General features: G+C 70.7%; 18 protein-coding genes and 5 tRNA genes. 15 read left to right on the top strand and 8 right to left on the bottom strand.

Features of this window, described 5'->3' with window-relative positions; genetic code table 11:
* Positions 1-2: 2 nt before the first annotated feature.
* From AC07AZ_RS22555 to AC07AZ_RS22535, 5 genes are all read right to left on the bottom strand, one after another.
* Positions 3-3,299, bottom strand: coding sequence for a nitrate- and nitrite sensing domain-containing protein (locus AC07AZ_RS22555; RefSeq protein WP_478850431.1), 3,297 nt, complete (start codon positions 3,297-3,299; stop codon positions 3-5).
* Between the two features lie 376 nt (positions 3,300-3,675).
* Positions 3,676-4,251, bottom strand: coding sequence for a GTP-binding protein (locus AC07AZ_RS22550; protein ID WP_356035143.1), 576 nt, complete (start codon positions 4,249-4,251; stop codon positions 3,676-3,678).
* The gene (locus AC07AZ_RS22545; RefSeq protein ID WP_030611532.1) at positions 4,232-4,627 is read right to left on the bottom strand and encodes a DUF742 domain-containing protein; all 396 of its coding nucleotides are present in this window, start codon (positions 4,625-4,627) and stop codon (positions 4,232-4,234) included. Before AC07AZ_RS22545 ends, AC07AZ_RS22550 begins: the two co-directional genes overlap by 20 nt.
* Before the next feature lie 111 nt (positions 4,628-4,738).
* Positions 4,739-5,152: a roadblock/LC7 domain-containing protein gene (locus tag AC07AZ_RS22540; RefSeq protein WP_030611534.1), complete on the bottom strand. Its 414-nt coding sequence runs from the start codon at positions 5,150-5,152 to the stop codon at positions 4,739-4,741.
* A 9-nt stretch (positions 5,153-5,161) separates the two neighbouring features.
* Positions 5,162-8,998, bottom strand: a complete 3,837-nt coding sequence (locus AC07AZ_RS22535; protein ID WP_478850428.1) for a sensor histidine kinase — start codon at positions 8,996-8,998, stop codon at positions 5,162-5,164.
* A gap of 603 nt (positions 8,999-9,601) precedes the next feature.
* Here AC07AZ_RS22535 and AC07AZ_RS22530 point away from each other — a divergent pair.
* The 9 genes from AC07AZ_RS22530 (at position 9,602) to AC07AZ_RS22490 (ending at position 13,705) form a co-directional block, all read left to right on the top strand.
* A complete protein-coding gene (locus AC07AZ_RS22530) occupies positions 9,602-9,808 on the top strand; it encodes a hypothetical protein (protein WP_478850426.1) in 207 nt (68 codons plus the stop codon).
* A 208-nt stretch (positions 9,809-10,016) separates the two neighbouring features.
* Positions 10,017-10,793 (top strand): fumarylacetoacetate hydrolase family protein, encoded by a 777-nt coding sequence (locus tag AC07AZ_RS22525; protein WP_478850424.1) that lies wholly within the window; start codon positions 10,017-10,019, stop codon positions 10,791-10,793.
* Entirely contained in the window at positions 10,786-12,270 is a 1,485-nt protein-coding gene (gene gltX / locus AC07AZ_RS22520) for a glutamate--tRNA ligase (protein ID WP_478850422.1), read from the top strand. The genes AC07AZ_RS22525 and gltX overlap by 8 nt, the downstream gene beginning before the upstream one ends.
* A 117-nt stretch (positions 12,271-12,387) precedes the next feature.
* Entirely contained in the window at positions 12,388-13,119 is a 732-nt protein-coding gene (locus AC07AZ_RS22515) for an HAD family hydrolase (RefSeq protein ID WP_478850420.1), read from the top strand.
* Positions 13,120-13,210: 91 nt separating this feature from the next.
* Positions 13,211-13,282, top strand: a tRNA-Gln gene (locus tag AC07AZ_RS22510).
* Between the two features lie 22 nt (positions 13,283-13,304).
* A tRNA-Glu gene (locus tag AC07AZ_RS22505) sits at positions 13,305-13,377 on the top strand.
* A gap of 62 nt (positions 13,378-13,439) precedes the next feature.
* Positions 13,440-13,512, top strand: a tRNA-Glu gene (locus tag AC07AZ_RS22500).
* A 20-nt stretch (positions 13,513-13,532) separates the two neighbouring features.
* Positions 13,533-13,604 (top strand) — tRNA-Gln (locus AC07AZ_RS22495).
* A 28-nt stretch (positions 13,605-13,632) separates the two neighbouring features.
* A tRNA-Glu gene (locus tag AC07AZ_RS22490) sits at positions 13,633-13,705 on the top strand.
* A gap of 211 nt (positions 13,706-13,916) precedes the next feature.
* Here AC07AZ_RS22490 and ndgR read toward each other — a convergent pair.
* Positions 13,917-14,633, bottom strand: coding sequence for an IclR family transcriptional regulator NdgR (ndgR, locus tag AC07AZ_RS22485; protein ID WP_478850418.1), 717 nt, complete (start codon positions 14,631-14,633; stop codon positions 13,917-13,919).
* Between the two features lie 188 nt (positions 14,634-14,821).
* Between ndgR and leuC the strand changes: the two genes are divergently transcribed.
* The 4 genes from leuC (at position 14,822) to AC07AZ_RS22465 (ending at position 18,148) form a co-directional block, all read left to right on the top strand.
* On the top strand, positions 14,822-16,246 hold the full coding sequence (gene leuC / locus AC07AZ_RS22480; protein ID WP_478850416.1) for a 3-isopropylmalate dehydratase large subunit: 1,425 nt from the start codon (positions 14,822-14,824) through the stop codon (positions 16,244-16,246).
* Between the two features lie 14 nt (positions 16,247-16,260).
* Complete coding sequence (gene leuD / locus AC07AZ_RS22475; protein ID WP_478850414.1) at positions 16,261-16,854, top strand: 3-isopropylmalate dehydratase small subunit; 594 nt, start codon at positions 16,261-16,263, stop codon at positions 16,852-16,854.
* Between the two features lie 269 nt (positions 16,855-17,123).
* Positions 17,124-17,354 carry an SCO5555 family protein gene (locus AC07AZ_RS22470; protein WP_356035124.1) on the top strand — a complete coding sequence of 77 codons (231 nt, stop codon included), beginning with the start codon at positions 17,124-17,126 and terminating at the stop codon, positions 17,352-17,354.
* A 137-nt stretch (positions 17,355-17,491) separates the two neighbouring features.
* Positions 17,492-18,148: an HU family DNA-binding protein gene (locus tag AC07AZ_RS22465; RefSeq protein WP_478850412.1), complete on the top strand. Its 657-nt coding sequence runs from the start codon at positions 17,492-17,494 to the stop codon at positions 18,146-18,148.
* A 118-nt stretch (positions 18,149-18,266) separates the two neighbouring features.
* On the opposite strand, the gene AC07AZ_RS22460 is transcribed toward AC07AZ_RS22465, so the two are convergent.
* Positions 18,267-18,470 (bottom strand): hypothetical protein, encoded by a 204-nt coding sequence (locus AC07AZ_RS22460; protein ID WP_478850410.1) that lies wholly within the window; start codon positions 18,468-18,470, stop codon positions 18,267-18,269.
* Positions 18,471-18,479: 9 nt separating this feature from the next.
* Entirely contained in the window at positions 18,480-19,118 is a 639-nt protein-coding gene (gene cofC / locus AC07AZ_RS22455) for a 2-phospho-L-lactate guanylyltransferase (RefSeq protein ID WP_478850408.1), read from the bottom strand.
* Positions 19,119-19,262: 144 nt separating this feature from the next.
* Here cofC and AC07AZ_RS22450 point away from each other — a divergent pair, with 144 nt between their 5' ends.
* Positions 19,263-20,039 (top strand): lysophospholipid acyltransferase family protein, encoded by a 777-nt coding sequence (locus tag AC07AZ_RS22450; RefSeq protein ID WP_478850406.1) that lies wholly within the window; start codon positions 19,263-19,265, stop codon positions 20,037-20,039.
* Positions 20,036-21,046 (top strand): NAD(P)H-dependent glycerol-3-phosphate dehydrogenase, encoded by a 1,011-nt coding sequence (locus AC07AZ_RS22445; RefSeq protein WP_478850404.1) that lies wholly within the window; start codon positions 20,036-20,038, stop codon positions 21,044-21,046. The genes AC07AZ_RS22450 and AC07AZ_RS22445 overlap by 4 nt, the downstream gene beginning before the upstream one ends.
* Positions 21,047-21,070: the final 24 nt, after the last annotated feature.

Raw genomic sequence — 21,070 nt, 5'->3', positions numbered from 1 at the left:
CACTAACGCTCCTGGTTGTAGGTGCTGTCAGGCCCACCGTGGTGATTCCTGGTGGCCTGGCCGTTCGTTTCACTGCCTGCGTCGCGTCCCCGCTGGACCCCGCGGCGCAGATTGCTCAACCTGCCCCGGACGTCCTCGGGGGCGCGGGAGACCTGTGGGCCTCCCTGGGGGGTCGTCTCGGCGGCACCCTCGATCAGGTTGGCCTTGGGTACCCGCCGGGGCAGGCCGGAGGAGGTCACTCCGCCCGCCTTGGGCTTGCGGAGCTGTGAGGCCTGCTGCCAGCGCTCGTCGTTCGCCGAACGCCAGTCCGCGGGGCCGGTCCCGTTGCCGTTGCCGTTGCTCTCCGGCGCGGACGCCGGCTGCTCGTGGCTTCCGGGCCCGGTGCCGTTGCTGCCGCTCGTCGTGGTGGATCCGCGGCGCGGGAGGCCGGCGTCGGTGAGCGCGTGGGCGGCGGAGGCGGTCGGCCCCGGTCGGTCGAAGCCTACGCGCTCACGCTCGCTCACGTCAGCGGCCTGCACGGACTCCGCTTCCGGAGCGTACTGGTCCGGGTAGGCGTTCTGGTAACCGTCCTGCTGCGGCCAGTCGTCCCGGTAGGTCTGCTCCTCGAAGGCCGGGTAGGTCTCCGGGGCCGCGGCGTGGGCGCCGGCCCGCTCCTCCTGGACCGGCTCCGTGTACGCGGGCTCGGGGTAACCGCCGCCCGCCGAGAAGCCGTCGTTCTGCGTCAGGCCGCCGTTCGGCGCGTAGTACTGCTCGTCGTACGACGGCTGCTGCTGCTCCTCGTACGGCGCGCGCTGCTGCTCCTCGTACGCCGGCCGCTGGCCGTCGTAGGCGGCGGGCTGCTCCTGGTAGCCGTTGCCGTTGCGGTAGCCGCTCTGCGCGTCGAAACCCTCGGCGTACGAGGCGCCCTCGGTGCCCTGCTCCGGGCCGGGCTGGCCGCCCTGGGCCTCCAGGGCCGCACGGCGCTCCTCACGCATGAGGGAACGGCCCACCGGGTCCAGCTCCCGGATGTCGTCCGGGACCTCCGTGTAACGGCTGTCGTCGAAGCCGAGCTCCGCGGCCGTGCGCATCGGCAGGCCGTTGCTGAAGTCCTCGCCGTGGTAGCCGGGCTGCTGGTCCGGCATGATCTGCGAGACCGTGAACTCGTCGCGCTCCGGGTGGTGCGTCTCGCCGCCGCCACCGTGGGTGATCGCGTCGGGGAGCATGACCAGCGAGGTGGTGCCGGCCTGCTCGCCCGAGGGGCGCAGCTGGACGCGGATGCCGTGCCGGTCGGACAGCCGGCCGACCACGAACAGGCCCATCCGCTGCGAGATCGCGGCGTCCACGGTCGGCGGGTTGGCCAGCTTGTGGTTGATGTCCGCGAAGTCCTCGGCGGTCAGGCCGATGCCCTTGTCGTGGATCTCGATCATGATGCGGCCGTCGGGCAGCCGGGTCGCGGTGACGCGGACCTTGGTCTGCGGGGAGGAGAACGTGGTGGCGTTCTCCAGCAGCTCGGCGAGCAGGTGCACGAGGTCGGTCACGGCGCGGCCGTGGATCTCGGCCTCCGGGACGCCCGACAGCTCGACTCGTTCGTACTGCTCCACCTCGGAGGAGGCGGCGCGCAGCACGTCGACCAGCGGGACCGGCTGGTCCCAGCGGCGGCCCGGCTCCTCGCCGGCGAGGACCAGGAGGTTCTCGCCGTTGCGGCGCATACGGGTCGCGAGGTGGTCCAGGCGGAAGAGGTTCTCCAGCTGGTCCGGGTCGGCCTCGTTGTTCTCCAGGTCGGTGATCAGGGTCAGCTGGCCCTCGATCAGCGACTGGTTGCGGCGCGAGAGGTTGGTGAAGATCGCGTTGATGTTGCCCCGCAGCAGCGCCTGTTCGGCGGCGAGCCGGACGGCCTCACGGTGGACCTGGTCGAAGGCGCGGGCGACCTCGCCGATCTCGTCCCGGGTGTTGATCGGGATGGGCTGGACGCGGGTGTCCACACGGCCGGGGTCGGTGCGCGAGAGCTGGTCGACCAGCATCGGCAGCCGCTGCTCGGCGATGCCGAAGGCGGCGTTGCGCAGCTGGCGCATCGCGCGGCTCATCTGGCGGGCCACCATGCCGGCCAGGATGAACGCGGCGAGCAGGGCGACGACGACGGCGGCACCGGTGATGAACGCGGACTGCTTGGCGTCGTCGGCGATGCCCGCGGCCTCGTTCACCGCCTTGTCGGCCAGGTCGGACTCGATCTGCCGGTAGGCGTTGTACTTGAGGGTGTTGACCGCCCACCAGTTCTGCGCGGTGATGCCCTGCTGGGCGAGCTCGACGCGGTCGGCGGTGTCCATCGACTTCAGCGTCGCCACGGCCGCGACCATCTTGGACGGGTCGGCCGGCGGCGGCACGTAGGTCTCGCCCTTGGCGGCGGCCTGCTGCGCGGCCTCCTTGGCCTGCGCCTCGCCGTCCGACTTGATCTTCGCCTCGGCGGTCGTGAGCTTCTGCGCGTCGGCCTCGGTGCCACCGCCGATGTACTCCTCGACGGCGATGCCCTCGAGATAGGCGTACGACGACAGGGCGACCTTCTGGCTGGCGAAGCTGCCGGCGCCGGGGCCGGGCTTGATCAGCAGGTGCATGCCGATCGAGCGGTCGAGCGACAGCGCCGCCTTGGTGAGCGAGATCGCGTAGACGGTCCGGCCGTAGCTGGTGATGTTTCCGGTGCCCAGGCCCAGCTCGTTCGCGAACTCCATCAGGGGGTGCGCGATCAGGGTGTAGCCCTCTTCGGTCTTCACACCGGTGAGCTGGGGCGAGACGTAGGCGCCCTTGCGCAGGGTCTCCAGCTTGGGCTCCTCGTCGCGGAACAGCTGGAGGCGGCGCAGCAGACCGCTCTTCTTCGGCATGTTCTGCGCGGCCTGGTCGAAGGCGTCGGCCGCCTTGTCCGTGGCCGAGCGGACGCTGGTGACCGTCGCCTTGTCCTTGGCGGTCTGGCTCGCGCCCTTCAGCAGCGGAGCGGCGGAGACGTCGCGCTCGGTGTAGAGGGCGTCGGCGTAACCCAGGGAGGCCCGCACGAGACGCGCCGTGTTCTCCGCGTCCTGCGCCTCCTGCCAGGTGTCGATCGAGCTCTTCACCTGGAAGCCGCCCATGATGAGGCCGACGACCACGGGTATGAGCAGGATCGCGTTCAGCCGGGTCGGCACCCGCCAGTTGCGCGGGGAGAAACGGCTGCCGCTGGGAGCGGGGACTGCCGTCGGCTCCGAACCCGGCACAGGGGCGGGCGCCGCTCCGCGCGGCGGCGGGGTGAAGTTGCCCCGGGCCGACGGCTCGGGACCGTTCTTGCTTCGCCTCACTCGACCAACAACCTTCCGGCGGTCGGCACCAACGTTGTGCCGCTGTGTCTCAGAGCCCAGGGACGCATCATCTGATGAGTACGTCTTTGACTATTGGGCAGTTCAGGCATTCCAGCACGACGGCCTCCGCACTTCCAAACACTGGAAGGTGTGGATACCGAGTGATGTAAGCCCCAGATAAAACGGTCATAAAGAACGAGCCCCGCCAAAAGGCGGGGCCTTCGTGCGCGCAGCGAGACCGGATGACCGCGACGCGTTGCCATACCACCCGATTCCTCTGCCGAAACGTTATGAATGCCGTGGCCGACCGTGTCAAAGGACACAGCCGGCTCCGGTACATCTACGACAACCGCCGTACGTCTCTCCAGATGTGTTGCTACCTCAGCCGTGCCATGAGCGCGTGTTCCACCAGGGTGATCAGCGCGCTCTTGGCGTCGGAGCGGTGGCGGGCGTCCGTGGTGATGATGGGGGCGTCCGGACCGATCTGGAGCGCCTCCCGCACCTCCTCGGGAGCGTACGGCTGGTGTCCGTCGAAGCCGTTGAGGGCGACGACGAACGGTAGTCCGCTGTTCTCGAAGTAGTCCACCGCGGGGAAGCAGTCGGCCAGGCGCCGGGTGTCCACCAGGACCACCGCGCCGATCGCACCCCGCACGAGATCGTCCCACATGAACCAGAAGCGGTCCTGACCGGGCGTACCGAACAGGTACAGGATCAGGTCCTGGTCGAGCGTGATGCGGCCGAAGTCCATGGCCACCGTGGTGGTGGTCTTGTCCCCGGTGTGGGTCAGGTCGTCGATGCCCGCGCTCGCGGACGTCATGACGGCCTCCGTGCGCAGCGGGTTGATCTCGGAGACGGCGCCCACGAACGTGGTCTTGCCGACGCCGAAGCCGCCGGCCACCACGATCTTCGCGGAGGTGGTCGTCCGGCCTCCGTCAGAGCTTGCGAAGTCCACTGAGCACCCTTTCGAGCAGTGTCACGTCCGGGGCGCCGGTGCTCTCGTCGCCGCCCGGCTGGTGAATGGCGACGAGCCCCGCCTCGGCGAGGTCGGCGACGAGAATCCGGGCCACGCCGAGCGGCATGGCCAGCAGCGCCGACACCTCCGCGACCGACTTGACCTCACGGCACAGGTGGCAGATGCGCTGGTGCTCCGGGAGCAGCCCCATGAGTGCTGCCGGGTCGGCCGTGGTGCTGATCAGTGCCTCGATGGCGAGCTGATAGCGCGGCCGCGTCCGGCCGCCGGTCATCGCATAAGGACGTACCAGCGGCTGGTCGCCCTCATCCTCGTACGGCTCCGCGTACGGATCATGAGAGGCGGTGGGCGGGGTCATGAATCCTCCGGGCGGGACAGCAAGTCGGTCAGTCGTGCCGTCTGACAGGGCCGGTGGGGGGATTGTGGCGGCCGGACGGTGATTTGGTGAGGCTGGTGGTGCCGGGGCCGATCAGTGGAGCAGACTGCCTTGGAGCTCGGCACGCAGGTCAGGCGTGAGCACCGCGCCCGCGCGGTCGACCAGAAGTGCCATCTCGTAGCCGACGAGGCCGATGTCGCAGTCGGGGTGTGCGAGTACGGCCAGGGACGAGCCGTCCGAGACGGACATGAGGAAGAGGAAACCCCGCTCCATCTCGACGACCGTCTGCGCCACGGAGCCGCCCTCGAAGATCCGGGACGCTCCGGCCGTCAGCGAGGTGAGGCCGGACGCGACGGCCGCCAGCTGGTCGGCACGGTCGCGTGGGAATCCTTCCGACATGGCGAGCAGAAGGCCGTCGGCGGACACGACGACGGTGTGGGACACCCCGGGGGTGTTGTCCACGAAGTTGGTGATCAACCAGTTGAGGTTCTGTGCCGCCTGGCTCATCGGGCTCAACTAACGCTCCTGCTGGTGAGTGGGGCTCGGGAAGCTTCCGGTCTGGCCGGTACCACCGGCTTGACGACCCTGCGCGATACCCCGACGGAGATTGGTCAGCCGGCCGCGTACGTCATCGGGCGCACGCGAGACCTGCGGACCGCTTTGGTGCTGTTGCTGCTGAGCCGTGCCCGGGACGAGGTTCGCCCGGGGCACCCGGCGCGGCAGGCCGGAAGTGGTGACGCCGCCCGCTGCCGGCTGCCGTACGCGTTCTGCCTGCCGGACGAGGTCGTCGTTCGGCGAGCTGCGCCAGGCTGAGGCGGCGGGACGTTGGGGGGCAGCGGGAGCCTGCGAGGGCTGGTGCTGCGGGGACGGCGCGGGGGCCGGTGCCGCGGCACCGTTGCCCTGCTGGCCGTGGAACCAGTTGGTCTCCAGCGTGTCGTACAGCGGGGTACGACCGTCACCGGGACCCGCCGGCGGCAGCGCCTCCGGCTCCGGGCGGGCGGGCCGCTGCTGCGGACGCTGCGCGGCCGGCGGACGCGGGAAGTCGTTGCCGCCGTGCGCGCCGTTGACCTGGGGACGCTCGAACTGGCCCGTGTTCGCGGGGTTCTGCCGCGCGGGCAGCGAGTGCTGTCCGGTGGAGCCGTTGTCGTAGCCCTGGGCCGGGAACTGGCCCGTGGACCCGTTGGCGTGACCGACGGCCGGGACCTGACCGGTCGAGCCGTTGTCGTACGGCTGCGGGGAGGCGAACTGGCCCGTGGACGACGGGTTGTGCTGGCCGGGCGGCGGCGTCCCGAAGACGTCGGAGCGGACGAACTGCCCCGAGTTCTGCGGGGGGTTGCCGTTGGAACCGTTGGAACCGTTGGAGCCGGGGTACTGGCCCGGGTCCGTGAAGCCGTTGGTGCCGACGACCGGGAACTGACCGGTGTCCTGCGGGCCGCCCGCACCGGGCCGGGGGAACTGGCCCGTGTTGTGCGGCTCGTTCAGGCCCGGACGCGGGGCGTCGAAGTCGGGCCGGGGGAGGTTCGGCACCGCGCCGGGACCCTGCCGGTCGTCGATGCGGGGCATCTGCGCGGTCTGCGCGGCGTCCTGCTCGTCGTGCCCGCGCGGGGCGTCCAGCGAGGCACGCCCCACCGGGGGCTGCGCGTTCTCGTCGCTCCAGCTGGGCGTGCGGGGCTGCTGGTCTCCGCCCGACAGCTCGGCCCGCGGACCACCGCGGCCCGGCAGCTGCGGCCGGCGGCCGCGGCGGGAGCCGCCACCCTGCTCGGCGTTCACGCTGGAGGTCTGCGGCGGTACGGGACGGCCGCCACCGAAGGCGTCCTGGCCCTGCGGGGCATTGGCACCGTTGGACTGAAGACCCTGCGGCTGGCCGAAGCCCGCGCCGGCCGGAGCCGGACGGCCCTGCTGCGGCGAGACCGGACCCTGCGGCCCGCGCGCTCCGCCGGGCGCACCCGGGCGACCGCCCGGGCCGTTGCCGGGCAGCGCGGCCCGCGGTCCCTGGCCGGCGGCGAGCCGGCCGCCACCGCCGGGGGCACCCGCGCCGAGAGCGCCGCCGGCGGGGGCGCCGGCACCGAGTGAACCGTTGTTGCCCGCCTGGCGGCGGGCCGCCGCAGCACCGGCGGCCGCCTGCGCGGCGGCCGGACCGCCCGCGGACGGGGCGCCCTGGCCGGGCTTGCCGGGAACGGGCTTCCTGCCGCCCTGGGCGACGTCGACCGGCAACATGACCAGCGCGGTCGTGCCGCCGGAGTCGGACGGACGCAGCTGGATGCGGATGCCGTGGCGCTGCGACAGACGGCCGACCACGAACAGACCCATGCGGCGGGAGACCGACACGTCCACGGTGGGCGGCGAGGCGAGCCGCTCGTTGATCGCGGCGAGGTCCTCGGGGGAGAGGCCGATACCGGTGTCGTGGATCTCGATCAGCACCCGGCCGTCGGGCAGGGCGTGACCGGTGACCTTGACCTTGGTCTGCGGGGAGGAGAACGAGGTGGCGTTCTCCAGCAGCTCGGCGAGCAGGTGCACGAGGTCGTTGACCACGCGGCCGGCGACCTCGGTCGTCGGCACGGAGGCCAGCTCGATGCGCTCGTACTGCTCCACCTCGGAGGCGGCGGCGCGCAGCACGTCGACCAGCGGGACCGGGCGGGTCCAGCGGCGGCCGGGCTCCTCACCGGCGAGGACGAGGAGGTTCTCACCGTTACGGCGCATGCGGGTCGCGAGGTGGTCGAGCTTGAACAGCGAGGACAGCTGGTCCGGGTCGGCCTCGCGCGACTCCAGTTCGGAGATGAGCGAGAGCTGACGCTGGATGAGGCCCTGGGAGCGGCGCGAGAGGTTGGTGAACATCGCGTTGACGTTGCCTCGCAGCAGCGCCTGCTCGGCGGCCAGTCGGACGGCCTCGCGGTGCACGTCGTCGAAGGCCGCGGCGACCTGGCCGATCTCGTCCCGGGAGTGCACACCGACCGACTCGACGGAGGTGTCGACGTCCTGCGGGTCGGACTCGGAGAGCTGCTTGACCAGCTCGGGCAGCCGGTCCTGGGCGACCTTGTTGGCGGTCTCCTGCAGGCGGCGCAGCGAGCGGATCATGGACCGGGCGATGACGAAGGCGCCGACCAGCGACACACCGAGGACGATCAGGATGAGCGCGCCGGAGATGATCGCCTCGCGCTCGGAGACGCTGCGCAGCTCGCGCGCCTTCTGCTCCATGTCCTCGAGCAGCGTGTGCTCGATCTTGCCCATCTGCTCGATCTTCGTCGAGCTGTCGTCCGTCCAGTCCTTGTACGACCGCTTGTCCAGCGAGGACAGACCGTTCGACGACCCCAGCGCGCGGCTGGCGTAGGTGTCGGTGGCCTCGATGGTCGCGTTGCCCTCTTCGATGGGCTTGAGGAGTTCGGTGGCGGACGCGCTGCCGTAGATGCTCTTGAAGCTGCGCAGCTCGGAGTCCTGGCTCTCCAGCGCCGAGTCGGCGTAGAGCCGGTCGTTCTCGGTGAGGTCGCCGAACGTGGTGTCGTTCGCGGGGAGCGCTGCGGCGAGCGTGGCGCGCTGGACCGACGCGTACTCCTTGGCGGACGAGAAGGCCGCCAGGGCGCGGGTGCGCGAGATCATCTCGGGGTTGCTGGTCGCCTCCGCCATGTCCTGCGAGAGGTCCAGGAGGTGGGTGATCAGCCGGTGGTACGACTCCACGGTCTGAGTGGAGTTGTCCTTGGCCGTGTAGGCCGTGCTGCGGACCTTGTTGAGCGTGCCCAGGTCGGTGACCAGGCCCACGAGGCTGTCGCGGACGCCCTGGAGGTTTCCGTTGCGGACCGAACCGTCGATGTCCTCGGCCGCGTTGTTGAAGTTGTCGACGGCACGGTCGGTCTTGGTGCGGACGTTCTTGACCGTGTAGTCGGTGTTCGACTTCGCGCCGTGCGCCAGCGGGCCGGCCGACTGGTCGCGCTCGTCCTGCAGCGCGGCCGCCAGCTCGGTGGCCTGCTTGGTCATCTCCGTCAGCAGCTTCATGTTGTCGAGCTGCTGGATGTCGTCCATCGACTGGTTGATGCGCAGCGCGCCCAGCGAGGTGGCCGCGACCACCGGGAGCGCGAGCAGCGACACCAGACGCGTGGAGATGCGCCAGTTGCGCAGCGCTATTCGGGAGCCCGGGCCGATCGGGCCGGACCCCGGCTTGATCGGTGGAGTGGTCGCCGCGGAGGAGTTCGGCGACGCTGACGCGCCGGGGCGCCCAGGGCGCTCACCGCCGTCGCCGGTCGGGGCCGCCCCCGGGTTCTGGGCGTGCTGGGGCGAGGAACCGCCGGCATTGGGGCCGGTCCCGCCATGCGGCTCCGGCTCCGCCGAAGCACTGCCATCCCTCTTGAAACGTCCCTGCACTAGCGTCGCAACCTCTGGACCAGGCGCCCCTCCGCGTGAACGGAAGGACGGTGTCGGCGTTGAAGGGGGCGCCCTGAATTGCGCCCCCCGGGTGGTCGTGAGTGACCGGCGCGGGGTCCCCCTCTCGCCGCCACTCGGCGCTCTGAGTGCGCCCCCTGCGCGCCGGCTCGATCCCTGCGGCGGTCCGTGGAATTCCAGCACAGTGCCGGATCCGCAACAAGGTCCAAGGACCAGACCGTGACCTACGTGACAGCTGGTGAGTGCCAGATTACGAGACGTACAAAAGGATCTCGCCCATAACGGACGTATGCCCGCGAGTCGTTCGACTCCCCGGGGTGTCCCAGTCGAGATGATCAGGAGCGGAATGATGGCTTCAGGGGTGCAATGTCTGTTTTGCGGGGGTGGGTTGCGAGTCTCAATTGACCGTTTTGCCCATAGCTCCGTGAGGAAACTCACACGTACTTCACGCCGTCTGTGCGGCCGCGGAGGGGAATCGGATGTTTAGCCTGACGCTTTACACCAGGGAAGCATCTGCCAACCCGCGCCTCGACGGGCCCTCCTGGGACCGGTGGGCGCCCGCACACGACAGGGTCCTCTGCCACCGTGAAGACGACGATGATGTTCCGTTCGACAGCCAACCCGCGGCGCACGACGCTGGCGCACCTCGAGGACGCCACCGACCTACAGGTGCTGGACCTGCCGGAGCACTCCGTCGATCTCCCGGCCCGGACCGCCAACCCCCGTCGCACCGTCCTGATGGACGCCCCCGTCGCGGCCGTCGCCGGCGAACACGCCGGTCACGCCGGATAGGCCGGATGCGCCGAATAGTACGACGCCCCCACGGCCGCCCGGTGCCCGGGCGGCCGTCGCTGTCGCGGCCCGTCCGCGGCCGGGCCGGTCACACCTTCCGCGTCGCGGCCCACCGGCCCGCACGGATGCGTCCCGTGGGCCCGCGGGCGCTAGCCTGGTGACCCAGACTCCAGCAGCTCAGTGACTCAGTGAGGGGCGCAAGGATCCCGTGCGCATCGCCAGATTCTCCATCGACGGGAACGTCGCCTTCGGCGCGGTAGAGGGTGACAGGCCGGACGAGTTCGTCCTCGACATCATCAAGGGCATCCCGTTCGCCGACTTCGAACTCTCCGGTACGAAGGTCCCGCTCAGCAAGGTCAGGCTGCTGCCGCCGGTGCTCCCCAACAAGGTCGTGGCCTACGGCCGCAACTACGCCGAGCACGCGCGGGAACTGGGCAACGAGGTGCCCGACGCGCCGTTCGCCTTCTTCAAGCCGTCGACCTCCGTGATCGGCTCCGGCGACGACATCCAGTACCCCGCCTTCTCCGAGGACGTGCACCACGAGGCCGAACTGGCCGTCGTGATCGGCCGGCTGTGCCGCGAGGTCCCGCGCGAGCGCGTCAAGGACGTCATCCTCGGCTACACCTGCGCCAACGACGTCACCGCGCGTGACGTGCAGAAGCGCGAGAAGCAGTGGGCGCGCGCCAAGGGCTTCGACACCGCCTGCCCGCTGGGCCCCTGGGTGGAGACGGACCTCGACCCCTCCGACCTCACGATCCAGCTCACGGTCAACGGGCAGCAACGCCAGCTCGGCCGCACCAGCGAGATGATCCACTCGATCGAGGATCTGATCGTCAACATCAGCGAGGCCATGACGCTGCTCCCCGGCGACGTGATCCTCACGGGCACCCCGGCAGGCGTCGGACCGCTCACCGTCGGCGACGAGGTCGCCGTCACCATCGAAGGCATCGGCACTCTCACCAACAAGGTTGTCAAGCGTGGCTAGCGCACCCGGCTCCCCCGTACGCGTCCGTTTCTGTCCCTCGCCCACCGGTAACCCCCACGTGGGCCTGGTCCGCACCGCCCTGTTCAACTGGGCGTTCGCCCGGCACCACCAGGGCACCCTGGTCTTCCGCATCGAGGACACCGACGCCGCCCGCGACTCCGAGGAGTCCTACGACCAGCTGCTCGACGCGATGCGCTGGCTGGGCTTCGACTGGGACGAGGGCCCCGAGGTCGGCGGCCCGTACGCGCCCTACCGCCAGTCGCAGCGCATGGACCTCTACAAGGACGTCGCCCAGAAGCTCCTGGACGCCGGCCGCGCCTACCACTGCTACTGCTCGCAGGAGGAGCTGGACAGCCGCCGCGAGGCCGCCCGCGCCGCCGGCAAGCCGTCCGGGTACGACGGCCACTGCCGCGACCTGAGCGCCGGGCAGGTCGAGGAGTACCGGGCCCAGGGCCGCGCCCCGATCGTCCGCTTCCGGATGCCCGACGAGACGATCACGTTCACCGACCTGGTCCGCGGCGAGATCACCTACCTCCCGGAGAACGTCCCGGACTACGGCATCGTCCGCGCGAACGGCGCCCCGCTGTACACGCTGGTGAACCCGGTCGACGACGCCCTGATGGAGATCACCCACGTCCTGCGCGGCGAGGACCTGCTGTCCTCCACCCCGCGGCAGATCGCCCTCTACCAGGCGCTCGTCGAGCTCGGCGTCGCCAAGGGGACCCCCGCCTTCGGGCACCTGCCGTACGTCATGGGCGAGGGCAACAAGAAGCTCTCCAAGCGGGACCCGGAGTCGTCGCTCAACCTGTACCGCGAGCGCGGCTTCCTCCGCGAGGGCCTGCTCAACTACCTGTCGCTGCTCGGCTGGTCGCTCTCCGCCGACCGGGACATCTTCACCACCGACGAGCTGGTCGCGGCCTTCGACATCGCGGACGTGAACCCCAACCCGGCCCGCTTCGACCTGAAGAAGTGCGAGGCGATCAACGCCGACCACATCCGCCTGCTCGACGTGAAGGACTTCACCGAGCGCTGCCGGCCGTGGTTGCAGGCCCCGGTCGCCCCCTGGGCGCCGGAGGACTTCGACGAGGCCAAGTGGCAGGCGATCGCCCCGCACGCGCAGACCCGTCTGAAGGTCCTGTCGGAGATCACCGACAACGTCGACTTCCTGTTCCTGCCGGAGCCGGTCGCCGACGAGGCGTCCTGGGCCAAGGCGATGAAGGAGGGCTCGGACGCGTTGCTGCGCACGGCCCGCGAGAAGCTCGACGCGGCCGACTGGTCCTCCGCCGAGTCCCTGAAGGAGGCCGTCCTGACCGCCGGTGAGGCCCACGGCCTCAAGCTCGGCAAGGCCCAGGCCCCCGTCCGTGTCGCCGTCACCGGCCGCACGGTCGGCCTCCCGCTCTTCGAGTCCCTGGAGGTCCTCGGCCGGGAGAAGACCCTCGCCCGAGTCGACGCGGCCCTGGCGAAGCTGACCGCGTAGTCCGTACGTCCCGAAGGTGCGGCGCCCCGTCCGGGGGTGCCGCACCTTCGTCGTGCGCCCTCCCCCTGCCGGTGAAAGCCCCGCAGGCCCGGCCGGCGCGGGGGTACCGTCGGTGCCATGGCGATCAAAGCCGTCGTCTGGGACGTCGACGACACCCTCTTCGACTACACGAGCGCCGACCGCGAGGGCATGCGCGCGCACCTCGCGGCCGAGGGCCTGCTCGCCGGGCACGGCACCCCCGAGGAGGCGCTCGTGCGCTGGCGCCGGATCACCGACCGGCAGTGGGCCCGGTTCGCGGCGGGCGAGGCGACCTTCGAGGGGCAGCGCCGGGACCGCGTGCGGGCCTTCGTGGGGCGGGAGCTGACCGACGGCGAGGCCGACGACTGGTTCGGCCGTTACCTGCGTCACTACGAGACCGCCTGGGCCCTCTTCCCCGACGTGCTGCCCGCCCTCGACCTGCTCGCCGCCGGCTACCGGCACGCGGTGCTGTCCAACTCCAGCCTCCACGTCCAGGACCGCAAACTGCGGGTGCTCGGCGTGCACGACCGCTTCGAGGTGGTCCTGTGCGCGGCCGAACTCGGCGTCTCCAAGCCGGCGGCCGGCGCCTTCCACGCGGCCTGCGAAGCGCTGGCGCTGAGCCCGGACCAGGTCGCCTACGTCGGCGACCATCCGGAGATCGACGGGCGGGGAGCGGCCGAGGCGGGACTGCTGTCGGTGTGGATCGACCGTGACGGTGTGTACACCGCCGGCGACGCGCCCACCGGGCCGCGCCGCATCGCCTCCCTCGCCGAACTCCCCGCGCTGCTCGGCGCTGATACCCGTTTTGGAGCCCCGTCCACCTTCGGGTAATGTTCTTCCTGCGCCGCCGGAGAGCGGGCCGAAAGGCCGGCAACCGGAGGCGCAAGCTAGAACAAGATCCCCTCAGGGGCTTGAGTTCCAGTGGCCTATGGTGTAATTGGCAGCACGACTGATTCTGGTTCAGTTAGTCTTGGTTCGAGTCCAGGTAGGCCAGCTCGCAGAGCTCATCTGCATTCGCCCCCGTTGTGTAGCGGCCTAGCACGCCGCCCTCTCAAGGCGGTAGCGCCGGTTCGAATCCGGTCGGGGGTACAGATCCTTCCCAGGGAGACAGCTCGGGTCGCACCCGCTGGCTCTCATGCAGGATCGCTAGGGCCCCCGTTGTGTAGCGGCCTAGCACGCCGCCCTCTCAAGGCGGTAGCGCCGGTTCGAATCCGGTCGGGGGTACAAACTGGTCTAAACCACATTGGTCTATGGTGTAATTGGCAGCACGACTGATTCTGGTTCAGTTAGTCTTGGTTCGAGTCCAGGTAGACCAGCTCGGATCTGCGGAAACGTAAGATCCTCGCCCCCGTTGTGTAGCGGCCTAGCACGCCGCCCTCTCAAGGCGGTAGCGCCGGTTCGAATCCGGTCGGGGGTACGCGAATCGATGGGCCTCCACTTCGGTGGGGGCCCATCGGCGTGTCCGGAGCCCGTCGAAGCGGCGGCCCGGTGCGTCAACCGGGCGGGCGACGCGATCAGTTCGGGCGAACCGCCCGGCACGGGATTCGGGGAACCGCGAGGGGTCTGCCGCGGCGTTGAGGCAGGCCCCTCCCCGTTCCCGGAGTCTCGGACACACAGGGGCGCGGGCGTCAGCCCGAGCGGCGCAGCGCCTCGGACAGCCGGCCGGCGGCGTCGATGACGGCCTGGGCGTGCATCCGGCCCGGGTGGCGGGTCAGCCGCTCGATGGGGCCGGACACCGACACGGCGGCCACCACGCGGTTGGAGGGGCCGCGGACCGGGGCGGACACCGAGGCGACGCCCGGCTCGCGCTCGCCGATGGACTGGGCCCAGCCGCGCCGCCGTACGCCCGAGAGCGCGGTGGCCGTGAAGCGGGCGCCCTGGAGACCCCGGTGCAGACGCTCCGGCTCCTCCCACGCCATCAGGATCTGGGCCGAGGAGCCGGCCTTCATCGTCAGCGTCGAACCGACCGGGACGGTGTCCCGCAGTCCGGACAGGCGCTCCGCCGCGGCGACGCAGATGCGCATCTCGCCCTGGCGGCGGTAGAGCTGCGCGCTCTCGCCCGTGATGTCCCGCAGATGTGTGAGCACCGGGCCCGCCGTGGCGAGCAGACGGTCCTCGCCGGCGGCCGCGGCCAGCTCGGCGAGGCGGGGGCCGAGAATGAAACGCCCCTGCATGTCGCGGGCCACCATGCGGTGGTGTTCCAGGGCCACGGCCAGCCGGTGGGCCGTGGGTCGTGCCAGTCCGGTCGCCGCGACCAGACCCGCGAGGGTGGCCGGACCGGACTCCAGGGCGCTCAGGACAAGGGCTGCCTTGTCCAGGACGCCGACGCCGCTACTGTTGTCCATGAAACGATACTCGCGTCTCACTCTGTGAAACGCAAGTTCAATTTTGCGTGGAACGCGCCACCCTGGAAGACACAGCGGCCCGCCGACCAACGGGCCCGGCGGCGGACGCCCGGAGACAGGGGCGCGGGTGTCGCCTCCACAAGATCTCTAGTTGGGCCGGCGCACCTTTGCCGGCCGGAGGGAAAGCGATGGGTAGGACACTCGCGGAGAAGGTCTGGGACGACCACGTCGTCCGGCGCGCCGAGGGCGAGCCCGACCTCCTCTTCATCGATCTGCACCTGCTGCACGAGGTGACCAGCCCGCAGGCATTCGACGGTCTGCGCCAGAACGGCCGCCCGGTACGGCGTCTCGACCTCACCATCGCGACCGAGGACCACAACACCCCGACCCTCGACATCGACAAGCCGATCGCCGACCCGGTCTCGCGCGCGCAGCTGGAGACGCTGCGCAAGAACTGCGCCGACTTCGGGGTGCGGCTGCATCCGCTGGGCGACGTCGAGCAGGGCGTCGTACACGTCGTCGGCCCGCAGCTGGGTCTGACCCAGCCCGGCACGACGGTGGTGTGCGGCGACTCGCACACCTCCACGCACGGCGCCTTCGGCGCGCTGGCGTTCGGCATCGGCACCTCCCAGGTCGAGCACGTGCTGGCCACCCAGACGCTGCCGCTGGCCCGCCCCAAGACCATGGCGATCACCGTCGAGGGCGAACTGCCCGACGGGGTCACGGCCAAGGACCTGATCCTGGCGATCATCGCCCGGATCGGTACCGGCGGCGGCCAGGGCTACATCCTGGAGTACCGCGGCTCCGCCATCGAGAAGCTGTCGATGGAGGCCCGGATGACCATCTGCAACATGTCGATCGAGGCCGGCGCCCGCGCGGGCATGATCGCCCCCGACGAGACCACCTTCGCCTACCTCAAGGGCCGCGCGCACGCCCCCGAGGGCGAGGACTGGGACGCGGCCCTCGCGTACTGGAAGACGCTGAAGACGGACGAGGACGCCGAGTTCGACGCCGAGGTCGTGATCGACGCCACCGAGCTGGCGCCGTTCGTCACCTGGGGCACCAACCCGGGCCAGGGCGCCCCGCTTTCGGGCGAGGTCCCCGATCCCGCTTCGTACGAAGACCCTTCGGAGCGCCTGGCCGCCGAAAAGGCCCTGGAATACATGGGGTTGGAGGCCGGGCAGCCGCTGCGGTCCATCGGTGTGGACACCGTCTTCGTAGGTTCCTGCACCAACGGCCGCATCGAGGACCTGCGCGCCGCCGCCGCGATCGTCGAGGGCCGCAAAGTCGCCGACGGTGTACGGATGCTGGTCGTCCCGGGCTCCGCGCGGGTGGGTCTGCAGGCCGTCTCGGAGGGCCTGGACGTCGTCTTCAAGGAGGCCGGCGCCGAATGGCGGCACGCGGGCTGCTCGATGTGTCTGGGCATGAACCCCGACCAGCTGGCTCCCGGCGAGCGCTCCGCCTCCACCTCCAACCGCAACTTCGAGGGCAGGCAGGGCAAGGGCGGCCGTACGCACCTGGTCTCGCCGCAGGTCGCCGCCGCGACCGCCGTGCTGGGCCACCTGGCCTCGCCCGCCGACCTGTCCGACGCCCCCGTGCCCGCCGACGTCTGAGAGCGCTGAGAGTCATGGAAGCATTCACCACGCACACCGGGCGGGCCGTCCCGCTGCGCCGCAGCAACGTCGACACCGACCAGATCATCCCCGCCCACTGGCTCAAGAAGGTCACGCGGGACGGGTTCGAGGACGGACTGTTCGAGGCCTGGCGCAAGGACGAGTCCTTCATCCTCAACCAGCCCGAGCGACAGGGCGCGAGCGTCCTGGTGGCCGGCCCCGACTTCGGCACCGGCTCCTCCCGCGAGCACGCCGTCTGGGCCCTGCAGAACTACGGCTTCAAGGCGGTCGTCTCCTCCCGCTTCGCCGACATCTTCCGCGGCAACTCGCTCAAGAACGGCCTGCTCACGGTGGTTCTGGAGCAGAAGACCGTGGAAGCGCTGCAGGACCTCACCGAGCGGGACCCGCAGGCGGAGATCACCGTCGACCTCGAAGCCCGCGAGGTGCGCGCCGAGGGCATCACCGCCGCCTTCGAGCTCGACGAGAACGCCCGCTGGCGGCTGCTGAACGGGCTGGACGACATCTCCATCACCCTCGGCAACGAGGCGGACATCGCCACGTACGAGGCCAAGCGTCCCGCGCACAAGCCGCGGACCCTCCAGGTGTGAGTCCCCGGGCCGATCCCGATCGGACGGGTTTCGGCCACCGCGACACCCCCGCTGTACCCCCGATCGGCCCGATCGGGGGTACAGCCGTGTCTGCACCCGAACGGCCCCGCTGATGTCCGGGTGCCCCCTCAACTTGCCACGTTAGAAGGGTTGTTGCCGGGGTACGCGAGGTATGCACCCATGGCTTCCGCAGGCGCCCGAGGGGCCGTTCGAGGCGGCAGTTGCCCCCTGAGCAGGCGACAACTCGCCCCAGATGGCACAATCTGTGCATGGAACACGACGGCCAACTCGAGCTCTACGCGGCAGTCGCGGACCAACTGAAGGAAGCGCACGCAACGGTGCGCGCACTGCAAGTCCCGGAGGGCGTACGGATGGCGCTGGCCCGGAAGCTGCTGGTCATTACGGCCGCGGCCAAGCACGATCTCGCCGATGCGACAAGGCGTCTGGAGCGGTTCACCGCGGACCTCGACAAGGGTCGATTCCCTGAAGAGGAACGCTGAACAAGCTCGGGACAGCCGAATCCGTTGCGGCACAAGGGTGATAAGCCCGTTTCGTGTTTGATTTGCGGTATATATCTGCCTAACGTGCGAAAACGCTTGAACAGTTTCGTTCTGGCAATGTCTCCGAAGGGGAAGACGTGAACAAGGCGCAGCTCGTAGAAACGATTGCCGACAAGATGGGCGGCCGCCAGCAGGCCGCCGAAGCCGTGGACGCGGTCCTGGACGCCATCGTCCGCGCTGTGGTCGCCGGAGACCGGGTCTCGGTCACCGGGTTCGGTTCCTTCGAGAAGGTCGACCGTCCGGCCCGCTACGCCCGCAATCCTCAGACGGGCGAGCGGGTGCGGGTCAAGAAGACCTCCGTGCCGCGCTTCCGCGCGGGCCAGGGCTTCAAGGACCTGGTGAGCGGCTCGAAGAAGCTCCCGCGCGGAGGCGAGGTCTCGGTCAAGAAGGCACCCAAGGGCAGCCTGACCGGTGCCGCCTCGGCGACGGTCAAGAAGGCCGCGGCCAAGAAGTCCACCGCGAAGAAGACGACCGGCGCGGCCGGCGCGAAGAAGACCACGGCGAAGAAGACGACGGCCAAGAAGACCACGGCCACCGCCAAGAAGACGACGGCGAAGAAGGCCCCGGCCAAGACCGCGACGGCCGCCAAGTCCACCGCCGCGAAGAAGACCACCGCCAAGAAGGCGACGGCCCAGACGGCCCCGGCGAAGAAGGCGACGGCCAAGAAGGCCCCCGCCCAGAAGTCGACCGCGCGCAAGACCACCGCCAAGAAGGCCACCGCCCGCAAGCGCTGAAAGCGTCAGGGGCACCCACGCGCCGGGCCGGACTCCGTACGGAGCCCGGCCCGCGGCGCGTTCCGGCCCCGCCGGGCGGTCCGGCCCGGGCTTCGCGCACCGCGCGGCCCGCGCCGGTTCAGAACGTCTGGAGCGTCACCAGGGTGATCCGGCGGCTCTCGCCCTCGCCCTCGGTCTCGATGCGCACCCGCTGCCCGGGCCGCAGCAGCCTGAGGCCGCCCGCGTCGAACGCCGGCCCGTCGAAGGGCACCGGGGTGCCGTCGTCGAGCAGTACCTGCCCGCTGCGGTGCTCGGGGTCGTAGGTGTACGCGGTGGCCTGCATGGCGGCAGCCTACTGCTCCGGGATCAGCAGCCGCGCGGCCGCCGCCGCCGTGCGAGGGCCCACCCCGAGCGCGAGCGCGGCCCGCAGGTCCTCGCCGGTGTCGACGTCCTGCCGTACGGAATCCACCGCCGTCAGGGCGATTTCCACGGCGCCCGACGCGCGGTGACGGGCCCGGGAATCCGTGCCGAATGACGGGAGCAATTCCCGGCCGGGGGTGGCGGCCAGCAACGTCGTGCCGACCGCGGCCGTATCCGCCAGAAAAGCGCGGGGGAATTGGGCGGCAGCACCGAGTACCCGCGCCAATTCGTGCGGGCGCAACGCCGGGAGATCGGCGTTGAGGGCCGCCACCGCGCTTTCCGGACGGGCCGCCCGGACCACCGCCGCCGCGTGCGCCAGCGCGGTGTTGAGACCGCCCCGCGGTTCGTCGGCGACGACCCGGGCGCCGAGCGCCGCGAGCTCCCGGCCAGCCAGCGCGTCGTCCGTGACGACAGCCACATCACGCACGTCCGGGCAGGCCAGCGCCGCCGCCACGGTGTCCTGCGCGAAGGCGAGAGCGAGGCCCGGGCGCACCCCGTCGGCGGCGGTGTCCGACAGTCTGCTCTTGGCCCGGGCCAAGGGCTTGAGAGGAATCACCAGGGTCCACTGCACGAGGGTTCCGTCCTTGTCTTGTCGCGGCCATTGTCACCCGGCCCACCGGGGGGCGGCGTGGGCGGGGCGTACGGTGTTCTCGACAGACCGGCGGCCTGGGGCGACACTTGTGCGGCCCCCCAGGCCCAAGAGGAAGGTGTCCGCGTGCCCCGCCGCAGAATCGGGTTCTGGTACCGCTTCGCAGCGGTCCTCTGCAAACCGCCCCTGGTGGTTCTGATCAAGCGGGACTGGCGCGGAATGGAGCACATTCCGGCCGATGGTGGATTTATCACCGCGGTGAACCACAATTCGCACATCGATCCCTTCGCATACGCGCACTATCAGTACAACACCGGGCGCGTTCCACGATTCCTGGCGAAGAGCGGCCTTTTCCGTAAGGGCTTCGTGGGTGCCGCGATGCGCGGCACCGGGCAGATCCCCGTCTACCGCGAGAGCACGGACGCGCTCAGCGCCTTCCGCGCCGCGATCGACGCCGTGGAACGCGGCGAGTGCGTCGCCTTCTATCCCGAGGGCACCCTCACCCGCGACCCGGACGGCTGGCCGATGACCGGCAAGACCGGTGCCGCGCGCGTCGCCCTGCAGACCAAGTGCCCGGTGATCCCGGTCGCCCAGTGGGGCGCGAACCAGGTGCTGCCGCCGTACGCCAGGAAGCCCGACTTCTTCCCGCGCAAGACCCACCACGTGCTCGCCGGCCCGCCCGTGGACCTGACCCGGTTCTACGGCCGGGAGATGACCCCGGACGTCCTGAAGGAGGCGACCGAGGTCATCATGGCCGCCATCACCCGCCTGCTGGAGGACATCCGCGGCGAACGGGCGCCCGAGGCGACGTACGACCCGCGCCGGGAGAGGATCGAGCAGCGCCGCAAGACCCGGTCGCAGACGCGGCCGAGGACCGAGCAGGAAGAGGGGCGGAGCAAGTGAGCAAGCCGGTCAGGGCGGCCGTCTTCGGCACCGGATCGTGGGGCACCGCCTTCGGCATGGTCCTCGCCGACGCGGGCTGCGAGGTGACCCTGTGGGGGCGCCGCGCCGAACTCGCGGAAGCGGTCAACTCCAGCCGGACGAACCCGGACTACCTGCCCGGCGTCCAACTCCCGGACAACCTGCGGGCGACGGCGGACGCGGCCGAGGCCGCGCGCGACGCCGACTTCACCGTGCTCGCGGTCCCCTCGCAGACCCTGCGCGCCAACCTGGCCGACTGGGCACCGCTGCTCGCCCCGGACACCGTGCTCGTCTCGCTGATGAAAGGCGTCGAACTCGGCTCCGCCATGCGGATGAGCGAGGTCATCGAGGACGTCGCCAAGGTCGGACAGCGCCGGATCGCCGCGGTCACCGGGCCCAACCTGGCCCGCGAGATCGCCGCCCGGATGCCCGCCGCCGCCGTGGTCGCCTGCACCGACGAGGCCGTCGCCCAGCGGCTCCAGGCGGCCTGCCACACGCCGTACTTCCGGCCGTACACCAACACCGACGTCGTCGGCTGCGAACTCGGCGGCGCGGTCAAGAACGTGATCGGTCTCGCCGTCGGCATCGCGGACGGCATGGGCCTCGGCGACAACGCCAAGGGCTCGCTCATCACCCGCGGCCTCGCCGAGACCACCCGGCTCGGCCTCGCCATGGGCGCCGACCCGCTGACCTTCGCCGGACTCGCCGGTCTCGGCGACCTGGTGGCGACCTGCTCCTCGCCGCTGTCGCGCAACCACACCTTCGGCACCAACCTCGGCAAGGGCATGACCCTGCAGGAGACGATCGCGGTCACCCGGCAGACCGCCGAGGGCGTCAAGTCCTGTGAGTCGGTGCTGGATCTGGCCCGCCGGCACGGCGTCGACATGCCGATCACCGAGACGGTGGTCGGGATCGTGCACGAGGGCAAGGCACCGGTCGTCGCGCTCAAGGAGCTGATGTCGCGCAGCGCGAAGCCCGAACGACGCTGAGCGACGCCCCGCCGACGCCACCGG

This window comes from Streptomyces sp. NPDC043878 (assembly GCF_056435735.1).
The sequence above is the reverse complement of the archived record's forward strand: the minus strand, read 5'-3'. Positions and strand labels throughout refer to the sequence as shown.